This is a genomic window from Mycobacterium farcinogenes, from assembly GCF_019739075.1.
In the GTDB taxonomy this organism is placed as follows: Bacteria; Actinomycetota; Actinomycetes; order Mycobacteriales; family Mycobacteriaceae; genus Mycobacterium; species Mycobacterium senegalense.
On the sequence record NZ_CP081673.1, the window covers coordinates 6,206,161 to 6,218,615 of the forward strand.

Here is a 12,455-nt window from a genome sequence, read left to right on the forward strand (position 1 = left end):
AGGTCATGAGTGTGACATCAGAGGTGATGGACGCGGGACCGAGCCTGAGCCCAGGCACCGCCCGCGACTATGGCGATCAGGCTCTGCTGCTCGAGTTCGACAGCACTGCCGATGTTTTGGCGTGGACCGCTACGCTCACGGCGGCCCAATTGCTAGGTGTGCTCGATATCGTCCCCGCGTCGCGCACGATCCTGATCAAGCTGGCCGACCCGCGCTACCAGGCGCCCACCCGGCAGCGGCTCAGCAAGCTGCGGCTGCAGCCCGGGTCCGCACCGGTCCGTCCGACAGGCCAGCCGGACGTGACCATCGACGTGGTCTACGACGGCGCCGACCTGGACGACGTCGCGACCCTCACCGGGCTGACCCCCGAACAGGTGATCGCGGCGCACACCGGCACCCCGTGGCAGGTCGGATTCATGGGCTTCGCTCCCGGGTTCGCCTACCTCGTCGGCGGTGACGAACGGCTCCGGGTGCCACGCCGGGCCGAGCCCCGCACCACCGTCCCGCCCGGGGCAGTGGCACTGGCCGGCGAGTTCAGCGGCATCTACCCGCGGCAGTCGCCCGGCGGCTGGCAGCTGATCGGGCGCACCGACGCGGTGCTATTCGACGTTCATCGTGACAAACCCGCGCTGCTCACCCCGGGTACCTGGGTGCAGTTCCGGGCCATCGGCTAGACGGCGAGGAGGACACCATGACCACATTGGAAGTGCTGCGCACCGGGCCGCTGGCCCTGGTCGAGGATCTCGGCCGCCCCGGCATGGCCCACCTCGGCGTCACCCGATCGGGCGCCGCCGACCGGCGGTCCCACACGCTGGCCAACCGACTGGTCGCCAACCCCGGCGAGCATGCCACCGTCGAGGTGATGTTCGGCGGATTCTCGGCGCGGGTGGTCGGCGGTGACGTCACCGTCGCGGTCACCGGCGCTGACACCGACCCGTCGGTCAATGGAATTCCCTTCGGCACCAACAGTATTCACCACGTGCGTGACGGCGAGGTGATTTCGCTCGGAGCGCCGCACTCAGGGTTGCGCAGCTATCTCGCGGTACGTGGCGGCATCGCCGTCGAACCCGTCCTGGGTTCACGGAGCTACGACGTGATGTCAGCCATCGGCCCGGCCCCGCTGCGCCCCGGCGACGTCCTGCCTGTCGGTGAGCACACCGCGGACCTGCCCGAGACGGACCAGGCACCGGTCGCCTCGATCAGCGATGACGTGCTGGAACTCAACGTGGTGCCCGGCCCGCGCGACGACTGGTTCGTCGACCCCGACGTGCTGATCCGCACCAACTGGCTGGTGACCACCCACAGCGACCGGGTCGGGATGCGTCTGGTCGGCATGCCGCTGGACTACCGCTGGCCCGACCGACAGCTGCCCAGTGAAGGCGCCACCCGCGGGGCAATTCAGATACCGCCCAACGGTTTTCCGGTGATCCTCGGGCCCGACCACCCGGTCACGGGCGGCTACCCGGTGATCGGCGTGGTGACCGACGAGGACATCGACAAGCTGGGCCAGGTCCGGCCGGGTCAGACCGTCCGACTGCACTGGGCGCACCCTCGCCGGCCGTTCCAGGGTTGACGCCCGGACGAGCCCACAAACGTAGAGACACCGGCGCACACCGCTGGTAGAACAAGGGTGTGCCCTTCCAGGATGTCAGCGCGCCGCCAGTCCGAGGCGGGATCCTGCACACCGCGCGTCTGGTCCACACCTCCGATCTCGACCACGAGACCCGCGAGGGCGCGCGCCGCATGGTCACCGAGGCGTTCGACGGTGACTTCACCGCAGCAGACTGGGAGCACGCCCTCGGGGGTATGCACGCCTACATCTGCCATCACGGCGCCCTGATCGCCCACGCGGCCGTGGTCCAGCGGCGGATCCTCTACCGCGACACCGCGCTGCGCTGCGGTTACGTGGAAGCCGTGGCGGTGCGCGAGGATTGGCGTGGCCAAGGCCTGGCCACTGCCGTGATGGACGCCGTCGAGCAGGTGCTGCGCGGCGCCTACCAACTCGGTGCGCTGAGTTCGGGCGGCGACCCGGCCCGGCAGATGTACCTCTCCCGAGGGTGGGTGCCCTGGCAGGGCCCGACCTCGGCGCTGTCCCCCACCGGCGTCAGCCGCACACCAGAGGACGACGATTCGGTGTTCGTGCTGCCGGTCGCCCTGCCCGCCGGCATGGATCTCGACGCCACCGCGCCGATCACCTGCGACTGGCGCGACGGAGACGTCTGGTAAACCACCAGAAAGCACAGGCTCACACCCGAGTGTGTGAGCGGGTGAGCGGAATTTCACGGCCGGGTCATCGCCAGGAGCACCTCTGCAACAAACGCTTCCTACTTTTGCGCCATGCCCACTCTGCTGAAGTCCAATCGCATCACCAATTGGGATCCCGAGGACACCGTGGCCTGGGAGGCCGGAAACAAGTACATCGCGCGACGGAACCTGATCTGGTCGGTGTTCGCCGAGCATGTCGGCTTCTCCGTCTGGTCGATCTGGTCGGTCATGGTGCTGTTCATGCCCGAGGCCGTGTACGGCTTCTCCGCCGGCGACAAGTTCCTGCTGGGCGCCACCGCCACCCTGGTGGGTGCCTGCCTGCGCATCCCCTACACCCTGGCCACCGCCACGTTCGGCGGGCGCAACTGGACGGTGTTCTCCGCCTTCGTGCTGTTGATCCCGACGGTGGGAACGATGGTGCTGCTCGCCAATCCGGGCCTGCCACTGTGGCCGTACCTGATCTGTGCGGCGCTGGCCGGCTTCGGCGGTGGCAACTTCGCCTCGTCGATGACCAACATCAACGCCTTCTACCCGCAACGACTCAAAGGCTGGGCGCTCGGCCTCAACGCCGGCGGCGGCAACATCGGTGTTCCGATGATCCAGCTGGTCGGCCTGCTGGTGATCGCCACCGCGGGTAACCGTGCCCCGTATTGGGTGTGCGCCGTCTACCTCGTGGCCTTGGCGGTGGCCGGCATCGGCGCCGCGCTGTACATGGACAATCTCGAACAACACAAGATCGACCTGGGCGCGATGAAATCGATTCTGGCAGAACGCGATACCTGGGTGATCTCACTGCTCTACATCGGCACGTTCGGGTCGTTCATCGGGTTCTCGTTCGCCTTCGGCCAAGTTCTGCAGATCAACTTCGCCGCAGGCGGCCAGACCGCGGCACAGGCCTCGCTGCACGCCGCGCAGATCGCGTTCATCGGTCCGCTGCTGGGCTCGGTGTCCCGCGTGTACGGCGGAAAGCTCGCCGACCGGATCGGCGGCGGCCGCGTCACCCTCGCGGTGTTCGGCGGCATGATCCTCGCGGCCGGCCAACTGGTGGCGATCAGCATGATCGACGATCACACCGCCGCTGCCGCCAACAGCCTGATGATGGGCGGCTACGTCATCGGATTCGTCGCCCTGTTCCTGCTCAGCGGTCTCGGCAACGGCTCGGTCTACAAGATGATCCCGTCCATCTTCGAGGCCCGCAGCCACTCTCTGGACATGAGCGAGGAAGACCGCCAGCACTGGTCGCGGTCGATGGCCGGCGCACTGATCGGCTTCGCCGGCGCCATCGGCGCGTTGGGCGGATTCGGCATCAACATGGCGCTGCGCCAGTCCTACCTGTCCAGCGGATCGGCCACCGCGGCGTTCTGCATCTTCCTCGCCTTCTACGTGCTGGCCTCGGCATGCACCTGGTTCCGTTACGTCCGGCGCCCGGCTGCGACGGCGGTCACATCGACCCCGGTAGACCGACACGCCTCGGCAATGGCCGGGTAATCACTTGGAAACACGCGATGCCTCTACTGGACCTATGAACGAGCCCGACTGGGCACCGCTCACCGGTTTTCGTGTGGCGGTGACCTCCGCCCGACGTGCTGATGAGCTCAGCGCGCTGCTGACCAGACGCGGCGCCACGGTGACCAGTGCGGCCGCCATCACGATGGTTCCGCTGCCCGACGACGACCAGCTGCGGACCCACACCGCGTCGCTGATCGACGTCCCACCGGACATCGTGGTGGCGACCACCGGGATCGGCTTTCGCGGCTGGTTCGCCGCAGCGGACGGCTGGGGCCTGGCCGCCGAGCTCACCGACGCCCTGAGCAACGCCCGCATCGTCTCCCGTGGCCCGAAGGCCACGGGAGCGTTGCGGGCCGCGGGCCTACCCGAGGAATGGTCACCGGAATCGGAATCCTCCCGGGAAGTGTTGCGCTACCTCATCGAGCAGGGCGTCGCGGGGCAACGCATCGCGGTGCAGCTGCACGGGGCGACCGACGAGTGGGATCCGTTCCCCGAGTTTCTCGACGAGCTGCGCGCCGCGGGAGCCGAGGTGGTGCCGATCCGGGTGTACCGCTGGCACCCGGCGCCGCGGGACGGCGAGTTCGACCAGATGGTCGCCGGAATCGCCGAACGACGGTTCGACGCAGTCAGTTTCACTTCGGCCATGGCAGTGGCCTCGGTGTTGATGCGTGCCACCGAAATGGACATCGCCGACCGCGTGCTGGCGGCCCTGCGTACCGATGTCCACGCCATGTGCGTCGGCCCGGTCACCGCGCGGCCGCTGGTCCGGCTCGGGGTACCGACCTCGGCCCCCGAGCGGATGCGGTTGGGCGCCTTGGCCCGTCACATCACCGACGAACTGCCACTGCTGCAGGCGCGGACCGTTCGGGTCGCCGGGCACACGCTCGAGATCCGGGGCACGTGCGTTCTGGTCGACGGCGTGGTCAAGTCTCTGTCCCCGGCCGGGATGGCCACCATCCGCGCGCTGGCGCACCGTCCGGGCGCGGTGGTTTCCCGGTTCGACCTGCTGAGCGCGCTGCCCGGTACCGGCACCGACACCCATGCCGTGGAGACCGCGGTGCTGAGGCTTCGTACCGCATTGGGGGACAAGAACATCGTGTCGACGGTCGTCAAGCGCGGCTACCGGCTCGCCGTCGACGACAGCGAGATGGTCACGGCGCAATGAGCCTCGTCCTGGCCGCCCACGGAACCCGCAAGCCCGGCGGCGTGGCGATGATCGGCGAGCTCGCCGCGCGGGTGTCCGACCTGCTGGGCCGGCCCGTGCACGTCTCCTTCGTCGACGTGGTGGGACCGACTCCGAGCGAGGTGCTCGCATCGTTGCCCACCGACTGTCCGGCGGTGGTGGTGCCGGCCTTCCTGGCCGCCGGGTATCACGTCCGCGTCGACGTGCCCCACCATGTGGCGGCCAGTGGGCATCCCGCCGTCACAGTCACACAGCCACTGGGCCCCTGCCCGGGAACGGTCCGGGTCCTCGCGGATCGGCTCACCGAATCGGGCTGGCGCCCGGGTGATTCGGTGATCCTGGCGGCAGCCGGAACGTCCGACAGAGGCGCTCAGTCCGACCTTCGCCGCACTGCGGCACTGCTGTCAGCGGTGACCGGCGATCGCGTAGAAATGGCCTTCGCCGCGACCGGTGCGCCCAGCGTTGCCGAAGCCGTCGCCGCGCAGCGCAGCCGCGGCCATGGCCGCATAGCTGTGGCGTCCTACCTGCTCGCCGACGGGCTTTTCCAGGACCGGTTGCGTGAATCCGGCGCCGACATCGTGAGTGAACCCCTGGGCACCCACCCCGGCATGGTGCGGCTGATTGCGAACCGGTTCCGCCGGGCCGGAGTGCTGAGCCTGCCGGCTGCGGCGTGATCGGATTGACCGGGCGATCAGCGGCCCGGCAGAACCCGCCAACAGAAGCACACCACCGGCGCCGGCCACCGAGAAGAACGCCGAACGCCGGGTATCGACCATCGCCGAACATTGCTCGACGTAATCGCTGGCCATGAATCCCGGACCGGCCAACGTGTGCTGGTCCAGGTTGAGCTGGTCCTGCTGAGCGGCGACGCTGTAATCCGGCCGCGCTCCGCTACCGCATGGGATGGGTTGACCGCTGCGATCCACGGCGTTCAAGGCCAGGGGCATCAACATTGCCCCGAGTGCGCCCAGCATCGCTGCCGCCCCCACCAAATTCACTACCGAACGCGCAAACATCCCTTGTCAGCCCCTCTGACGACGCTTCCTTGAGAGGGAGTCTAAACACACTCCAGCGAACTATTCTAGTTAGCCAGAGAGACGCCCGCCACAGCTTTGAGAAGGTTCCCGACCGTGCAATTCTGGCAAATTTCGCCGCGAAACCGGCGTTGGCCAGGTATTTGCCGAAGTAACCAGCCGACGACTGTTTGCCGGCGGGCCGTGGCGTCAGATCGGACCCAAAAACTCAGCTATCGTTATCGCGACCATCGGACGATTCGGCGGGAGTAGAGACAAACGTGCAGGTGACCACACCGACGGGCGCAGCCCGTCGAGACGACGCGCTCGGCAGTGCGGCCCGGTAACCGGGTCCCGGCCGAACGTCTGCGTGAACACCTGCTGAACACTCTGGAACGCACGTCCGGGCCGATGACCACTGCCCAGCTACGTGACGACATGCACCAGCACTTCCGCGCACCGGTCGTGATCGAGTCCGTGTACCGCAATCTCACGGTGCTCGAACGCCGCGGCGCCGTGCAGCGCCGCAAGCTCCAGGGACGCGACGCCCACTGGAGCCGGACGGCGGATCAGGCGGAGATCTGAACGAACCCGCCCGGTGTGACGCGGGTCCGGTAGACCGGGATCGACACCGCGTCGTCATCGAGGCAACTGCCGTCGTCGAGCGCGAAAGCCTGCTTCTTGATCGGCGACTGCACAGTCGCCCGGCCGGCCCGGTCACCGACGATGCCGCGGGAGATCACCGCCGCGCCGGAGAACGGGTCGATGTTGCCCACCGCATGCAACGAGCCGTCATCGAGGCGGAACAGAGCCGCCTGCGAGCCATCGGGCAGCAGCACCGCCACGCCGCGGCACGGCATCAGGAAGTCATAGCGGCACGCCGTCGTCCATTCCCACGGCGTCGAGGCGTGAATGTCCTTGTGATCGTCGAGCAGTGTCATTTCGCCTCCTGGATGATCGACGGCATGCCCAAACTGGTCGGCACCTTGCGGCCGGCGCGCTCGGTGAAGGTGATGGTCGGGTCGTCGACGTCGGGCGCATTGACGAACGACACGAAACGCGACAGCTTCTCCGGGTCGTCCAGCACGCCCTTCCACTCACAGGCGTAGCCGGCGACGTGGCGTTCCATGGCCGCCTCGAATTCGGCCGCCAGGCCGAGGGAGTCGTTGCACACGACCTCGCGGAGGTGATCGAGCCCACCGTCGAGGGCCTCCAGCCACGGTGCCGTGCGCTGCAGACGGTCGGCGGTGCGGATGTAGAACATCAGGAACCGATCGATGTAGCGGATCAGGGTCTCGTCATCGAGATCGCCGGCCAGCAACTGGGCGTGCCGTGGAGACATGCCGCCGTTGCCGCACACATACAGGTTCCAGCCCTGCTCGGTGGCGATGACGCCGACGTCCTTGCTCTGCGCCTCCGCGCATTCCCGGGCGCATCCCGAGACCGCCATCTTGATCTTGTGCGGTGAGCGCAGCCCTCGGTACCGCTTCTCGATCTCCACGGCCATGTTGACCGAATCCTGTTGGCCGTAACGGCACCACGTGCTACCGACACAACTCTTGACGGTTCGCAGCGACTTGCCGTAGGCGTGCCCGGATTCCATGCCGCCCTCGACCAGGCGCGCCCAGATCTGCGGCAACTGCTCAACCCGCGCGCCGAACATGTCGATGCGCTGTCCTCCGGTGATCTTGGTGTACAGGTCGAAATCCCTTGCGATCTCACCGATCAGGATCAACTGTTCCGGAGTGATCTCACCGCCGGGCGACCGCGGCACCACCGAGTAGCTGCCGTTCTTCTGGATATTGGCCAGGAAGTGGTCGTTGGAGTCCTGCAGCGAGGCCTGCTCACCGTCGAGCACGTGGTCGGAACTGGTCGAAGCCAGGATCGATGCGACGGTGGGTTTACAGATGTCGCAACCTTTTCCGGTGCCGAACTTCTCGATCAAGCCGGAGAAGGTGCGGATCTCGGTGGCGCTGATGATCTCGAAGAGCTCGGCACGCGACTGGCTGAAGTGCTCACACAGGGCCTTGGACTGCTCGACGCCTTCGGCCTCGAGGAGCTGCTTGAGCAGCGGCACGCAGGAGCCGCACGAGGTACCGGCCAGCGTGCATTTCTTCAGGCTGGGCACGTCGTCGCAGCCGCCGCAGATGGCTTCCTTCAGATCACCCTTGGTGACGTTGTTGCACGAGCAGATCTGTGCGATGTCCGGCAACGCGGCAACGCCCAGTGCGGGCGCGTCGCTGTCACCAACGGGAGCGATCAACGCCAGCGGATCGCCCGGGAGCTCGCTGGCGACCATGGGCCGCAACACCCCGTACGCGGAAGCGTCACCGACCAGGATGCCGCCGAGCAGCGTCTTGGCGTCATCGGAGAGCACCAGCTTGGCGTAGGTCTGCTTGACCGGGTCGTTGACCACGACCTCCAGGCAGTTCGGCGTAACACCTTTGGCATCACCGAAACTGGCGACGTCGACGCCGAGCAGCTTGAGCTTGGTCGACATGTCCGCGCCCGGGAATTCGGCCTCACCGCCGAGCAGTCGGTCGGCTACCACCTCAGCGGTCGTGTAACCCGGCGCGACCAGGCCGTAGCAACGCCCTTCGATGGCGGCCACCTCACCGATCGCATAGATGCTGGGATCACTTGTGACACAAGACAGATCGGTGAGAACGCCACCCCGCTGCGCCATGTCCAGGCCCGCGGCCCGGGCCAACTCGTCGCGCGGGCGCACACCGGCGGCGAAGACGACCAGGCCGGCATCGATCGTGCTGCCGTCGTTCAGTGAGATCCGCATCGAATCGTCGATGTCGGACTTGCGCAGCGGCTTGTGCCGCTGCACCGGCTGGATACTGTCCGTACCTACCGCGGTGTGCACCTCGATACCCAGGCCCCGCATCATCCGGTTCAGCAGCGTGCCCCCGGCTTCGTCGAGCTGGGCCGACATCAGGTGCGGCGACATCTCCAGCACATGCGTGCGCAGGCCGAACTGTCGCAGCGCGTTGGCCGCTTCCAGGCCCAGTAGGCCACCGCCGATCACCACGCCGACCGGCGACTTGGACGCCAACGCACTCTGGGCGCTGGCACGGATCGCGTCGAGGTCGTCCAGCGTGCGGTAGACGTGCACGCCCGGCAGGTCCCGCCCCGGTACCGGCGGCACGAACGCGTACGACCCGGTGGCCAGCACCAGCGCGTCGTAGGCGAAGGTCTCGCCGGCGACGGTGCGCACCGTGCGGGCTTCGCGGTCGATCTCGTCGACCGCACATCCCAGGCGCAGGTCCACCCGGTCGTCACCGGCATAGTCGTTGCCGGGCAGCGCCAGTTTGGCCCGGTCCCAGTGCTCGGTGTACCCGGTCAGGCCGACCCGGTCGTAAGCGGCGTCAGCTTCCTCGGACAGGACGGTCACCCGCCAGGTGCCTGCGGCGTCACGCGACCGCAACGCCTCGACGAAGCGGTGGCCCACCATGCCGTGTCCGACGACCACGACGTTCTGTGTTGACGACATACGGCGAGGTTAGGAACCCGAAGTTGCCGAATTGTCGCCCTGTGTGAACCGCCCGTCACGGTGTGCTCACGGCCCCCGCGGCGCACATGTGAGGAAGCCCAGGCGTGAGGTCCGGCTAACCCAGCTGACGGGCCAGCGCCTGACCGATGACGTGCGCGGCCTCGGCGAAACGTTGCGGATCCGGGCCGGAAAAGTTCAGCCGCAGATACGGTCCCGCCGGTTCAGCCGGAAACCACTCATTGCCCGCGGCGACCAGTACCGACTCAGCTTCGCATTCACGCACCAGCCGGGCCAGGTTGACCGCATCGGGCAGCCGCAGCCACAGATGCAGCCCGCCGCGCGGCACGTGCTGCAACTGGGCGCCGGGAGCGTGCTCGGCCAGCGCGGCGATCAACTGGTCACGGCGGGCCCGCAACTGCTGGCGCAGGTCCCGTAGGTGGGTTCGCCAGGCTGGTTGGGTGACCACGTCGAGGGCGGCGGCCTGCAGCAACCCGCTGACATACATCGCCTCGGCTCCCCGGTCGGCCAGCAGCCGGTCGCGGGCCGGGCCTCGGGCGACCATCGCCGCCACCCGGATCGACGGCGACACACTTTTGGTCAGCGACCTCAGATAGATCACGTGCCCGGCGTCGTCGGAGGCCACGACCGGCGTGGCGGTGCTGTCGATGCCGAAGTCGTGCGCCCAATCGTCCTCGACCAGGAAGGCACCATGGCCGCGCACCACCTCGAGCACCTGGCTTGCCAGCTCTGGATCCCATTGGGCGCCAGTCGGGTTGGCGTAGTTGGGCTGGGCGTAGAACACCCTGGCACCGGTTTGCGCGAACGCGCGCGACAACTCCTCGGGTTCGGGGCCCCGCGGCCCACTCGGTACGGGCACCAACCGCACACCGCACTGGGCCGCCGCCAGGATGGCTCCCCAGTAGCTGGGCGACTCGATCAGCATCGGCCGGCCGAACCCGACCAGGGCGCGAAAGATAGAGCTGAGACCACTCTGGCTGCCCGGCAGCACGATCACCTCGCGCGCTGTCGGCGGCGTCACGCCGGCTCCGAACGCCTCCGCCAACTCCTGAGCAAACCAGGCCTGCAGGTCCGGTTGTCCGGCCACGGCAGCCGGACTCAACGCCGCGTCGCCACGGGCCGCCCGCGCAAGAGCAGTACGGACCAGTCGCTGCGGCAGAAGTTCGCGGACGGGATAACCCGAGTGCAGCGCGATGATGTCCGGCGCGACACCGCGCAGCGGCGTCGACAGTGCCGGGATGCGTGCCTGCGGGGATCCCAGAGCGGCGGTCTGCCAGCCGTAATCGGGCAAGCGCGCACTGCGCACGGCCCGCACGAACGTGCCGACCCCGGGCCTGCTCTCCACCAACCCCAGGTTGCGCAGCGCGCGCATGGCCTTGGCGACCGTCACCGGGCTGGCCGCATACTCGGCCACCAGGGCCCGGTTGGACGGCAACTGCGCGCCCGGCGGTGCCGTAGTGATCCACTTCCGCAGACCGGACACGATGCGCTCAGTGCTATCGTTATCCATGTTGAGAGAGAGTAGCGCTACTCAGCGAAAGGCGTCTGCGCTATCCGGCTCCGGGTTATGGTGGGGACTGCTGGGCGTCACCGCGTTCTCGTTCACCATCGTGTTCACCAAGGTTGCCATCGGCGGACTGTCCCCGCTGTTCATCGGCGCCGGACGGGCCGTCGTCGCCGCTGCCATCGCAGGGGCCGCGCTGGCGCTCACCCGGCAAGCCCCGCCCTCGGTCCGGCAATGGGCGCGGCTGTCCGTCGTGGCGGCAGGAGTCGTCGCGGGCTTTCCGCTACTGACCTCCTACGCACTCACCGTCGTTCCCGCCAGCCACGGCGCCATCGTGGTCGCACTGCTGCCGGCCGCCACCGCGGTGTGCGCAGTGCTTCGCGGCCACGAGCGCCCTCCGGTCGCCTTCTGGGCCATGGCCGCGGCCGGAGCGCTCGCCGCCGTGGTCTTCGCGATGCTGCACGGCTCCGGACTCGGCCATCTGAGCTGGGCTGACCTACTGCTGTTCGGCGCCGTGCTGGCGGCCGCGGTCGGATATGCCGAGGGCGGGTTACTGGCCCGGGAGCTGGGCGCCTGGCAGACGGTGTCCTGGGCGTTGGTGATCGCGGCGCCGGTGATGCTGGCCCTGACGGTGCTCGACGTGGCACAGCAACCGCCGCACGCCACGCCGGTGCAGTGGGCCGCGTTCGGTTACCTGGCCGCGGTCAGCATGTATCTGGGGTTTTTCGCCTGGTATCGCGGCCTGGCCATCGGACCGATGACGCAGGTCAGCCAAGTCCAGTTGGTTCAGCCGGTGATGACCATCGCCTGGGCCGCACTGTTACTGCGCGAGAGACTCACCTGGACCACGGTGCTCGGCGGCGCCGTCGTTATCGGCTGTGCCGCCCTGGCCGTCCGCATCCGCCTGCGGTGACACCCCGAAAGCCGACAGAACCCCTTGGACTCCAACAGCTTTCGCGCCAATCAGATACTCGCGAGGAAATCCGAGCTGTACACGTCACTACGGATGCGCCCGGGAGCCGGCGGCCCCTCCACCACCACCCAGGCCTGGCCGGCACCGTCGACCACCGGTCCGGAGACGGTGACGGTGCCCGAGCCGCTGGCATCGGTGTGCAAGACGCCGCTGGACACCCCGGGATCACCGGCACTGCAGGTGGCGACCGCCGATCGCGGCATCTGAATCAGCCGCACCCGGTAGTCGGTGTCCGGCCGCGCCGACTGCATGGTCACCTGGGCACTCGCCTGCGAACCATCGCCGCCGATGTGAGCGAATCCGCCACCGCTGCCCGAGCCCATACCGTCCAGGAACAGACCTTCGGCGAAATCGCAGTTCCGGATGTGATTCGACAACGGCACCATGGTCGTCGCCGATGCCGGCGGAGCACCCACCCCGCCGAGCACCACCCCACCCGCCGCCGCCAACGTCACCGTGCGTCTAATGCGCCAGTCCATCGCATGCACCCC

The 12,455-nt window shown here is 68.0% G+C and carries 12 protein-coding genes; 8 read left to right on the forward strand and 4 right to left on the reverse strand.

Features of this window, described 5'->3' with window-relative positions; genetic code table 11:
• The first annotated feature begins 5 nt into the window (after positions 1 to 5).
• The 7 genes from K6L26_RS29680 to K6L26_RS29710 all read left to right on the forward strand — a co-directional run bounded on the left by K6L26_RS29680 (position 6) and on the right by K6L26_RS29710 (position 6,555).
• Positions 6 to 674, forward strand: a complete 669-nt coding sequence (locus tag K6L26_RS29680; protein ID WP_064896145.1) for a 5-oxoprolinase subunit B family protein — start codon at positions 6 to 8, stop codon at positions 672 to 674.
• Positions 675 to 691: 17 nt separating this feature from the next.
• Positions 692 to 1,573, forward strand: a complete 882-nt coding sequence (locus K6L26_RS29685; protein WP_019347980.1) for a 5-oxoprolinase/urea amidolyase family protein — start codon at positions 692 to 694, stop codon at positions 1,571 to 1,573.
• A 59-nt stretch (positions 1,574 to 1,632) separates the two neighbouring features.
• The gene (gene aac(2')-Ib / locus K6L26_RS29690) at positions 1,633 to 2,226 is read left to right on the forward strand and encodes an aminoglycoside N-acetyltransferase AAC(2')-Ib (RefSeq protein ID WP_064896148.1); all 594 of its coding nucleotides are present in this window, start codon (positions 1,633 to 1,635) and stop codon (positions 2,224 to 2,226) included.
• A gap of 111 nt (positions 2,227 to 2,337) precedes the next feature.
• Positions 2,338 to 3,753 carry a nitrate/nitrite transporter gene (locus tag K6L26_RS29695; RefSeq protein WP_064896150.1) on the forward strand — a complete coding sequence of 472 codons (1,416 nt, stop codon included), beginning with the start codon at positions 2,338 to 2,340 and terminating at the stop codon, positions 3,751 to 3,753.
• Between the two features lie 34 nt (positions 3,754 to 3,787).
• Entirely contained in the window at positions 3,788 to 4,939 is a 1,152-nt protein-coding gene (locus K6L26_RS29700; protein WP_064896152.1) for a uroporphyrinogen-III synthase, read from the forward strand.
• The gene (locus K6L26_RS29705) at positions 4,936 to 5,631 is read left to right on the forward strand and encodes a sirohydrochlorin chelatase (RefSeq protein WP_064896154.1); all 696 of its coding nucleotides are present in this window, start codon (positions 4,936 to 4,938) and stop codon (positions 5,629 to 5,631) included. Before K6L26_RS29700 ends, K6L26_RS29705 begins: the two co-directional genes overlap by 4 nt.
• 672 nt (positions 5,632 to 6,303) lie before the next feature.
• Entirely contained in the window at positions 6,304 to 6,555 is a 252-nt protein-coding gene (locus K6L26_RS29710; RefSeq protein WP_019347975.1) for a transcriptional repressor, read from the forward strand.
• Here the strand turns inward: K6L26_RS29710 and nirD are convergent.
• The 3 genes from nirD to K6L26_RS29725 form a co-directional block, all read right to left on the reverse strand.
• Positions 6,540 to 6,911 (reverse strand): nitrite reductase small subunit NirD, encoded by a 372-nt coding sequence (gene nirD, locus K6L26_RS29715; RefSeq protein ID WP_019347974.1) that lies wholly within the window; start codon positions 6,909 to 6,911, stop codon positions 6,540 to 6,542. The genes K6L26_RS29710 and nirD overlap by 16 nt on opposite strands.
• Complete coding sequence (gene nirB, locus K6L26_RS29720) at positions 6,908 to 9,469, reverse strand: nitrite reductase large subunit NirB (RefSeq protein ID WP_064896157.1); 2,562 nt, start codon at positions 9,467 to 9,469, stop codon at positions 6,908 to 6,910. The genes nirD and nirB overlap by 4 nt, the downstream gene beginning before the upstream one ends.
• 115 nt (positions 9,470 to 9,584) lie before the next feature.
• On the reverse strand, positions 9,585 to 10,997 hold the full coding sequence (locus K6L26_RS29725; RefSeq protein WP_081281806.1) for an aminotransferase-like domain-containing protein: 1,413 nt from the start codon (positions 10,995 to 10,997) through the stop codon (positions 9,585 to 9,587).
• On the opposite strand from K6L26_RS29725, the gene K6L26_RS29730 reads away from it, so the two are divergent.
• Complete coding sequence (locus tag K6L26_RS29730; protein WP_064896159.1) at positions 10,996 to 11,904, forward strand: DMT family transporter; 909 nt, start codon at positions 10,996 to 10,998, stop codon at positions 11,902 to 11,904. The two genes, K6L26_RS29725 and K6L26_RS29730, sit on opposite strands and share 2 nt — an antisense overlap.
• A 50-nt stretch (positions 11,905 to 11,954) precedes the next feature.
• On the opposite strand, the gene K6L26_RS29735 is transcribed toward K6L26_RS29730, so the two are convergent.
• Positions 11,955 to 12,443 carry a hypothetical protein gene (locus tag K6L26_RS29735; protein WP_064896161.1) on the reverse strand — a complete coding sequence of 163 codons (489 nt, stop codon included), beginning with the start codon at positions 12,441 to 12,443 and terminating at the stop codon, positions 11,955 to 11,957.
• Between the last annotated feature and the right edge of the window lie 12 nt (positions 12,444 to 12,455).

What these genes read in the sequence shown, in the direction of transcription:
- K6L26_RS29705 (WP_064896154.1), top strand. Translation starts at nt 4,936, where the DNA reads ATGAGCCTCGTCCTGGCCGCCCACGGAACCCGCAAGCCCGGCGGCGTG.
- K6L26_RS29735 (WP_064896161.1), bottom strand. Translation starts at nt 12,443, where the DNA reads ATGGACTGGCGCATTAGACGCACGGTGACGTTGGCGGCGGCGGGTGGG.
- nirD (WP_019347974.1), bottom strand. Translation starts at nt 6,911, where the DNA reads ATGACACTGCTCGACGATCACAAGGACATTCACGCCTCGACGCCGTGG.
- K6L26_RS29725 (WP_081281806.1), bottom strand. Translation starts at nt 10,997, where the DNA reads ATGGATAACGATAGCACTGAGCGCATCGTGTCCGGTCTGCGGAAGTGG.
- K6L26_RS29685 (WP_019347980.1), top strand. Translation starts at nt 692, where the DNA reads ATGACCACATTGGAAGTGCTGCGCACCGGGCCGCTGGCCCTGGTCGAG.
- K6L26_RS29680 (WP_064896145.1), top strand. Translation starts at nt 6, where the DNA reads ATGAGTGTGACATCAGAGGTGATGGACGCGGGACCGAGCCTGAGCCCA.
- nirB (WP_064896157.1), bottom strand. Translation starts at nt 9,469, where the DNA reads ATGTCGTCAACACAGAACGTCGTGGTCGTCGGACACGGCATGGTGGGC.
- K6L26_RS29730 (WP_064896159.1), top strand. Translation starts at nt 10,996, where the DNA reads ATGTTGAGAGAGAGTAGCGCTACTCAGCGAAAGGCGTCTGCGCTATCC.
- K6L26_RS29700 (WP_064896152.1), top strand. Translation starts at nt 3,788, where the DNA reads ATGAACGAGCCCGACTGGGCACCGCTCACCGGTTTTCGTGTGGCGGTG.
- K6L26_RS29695 (WP_064896150.1), top strand. Translation starts at nt 2,338, where the DNA reads ATGCCCACTCTGCTGAAGTCCAATCGCATCACCAATTGGGATCCCGAG.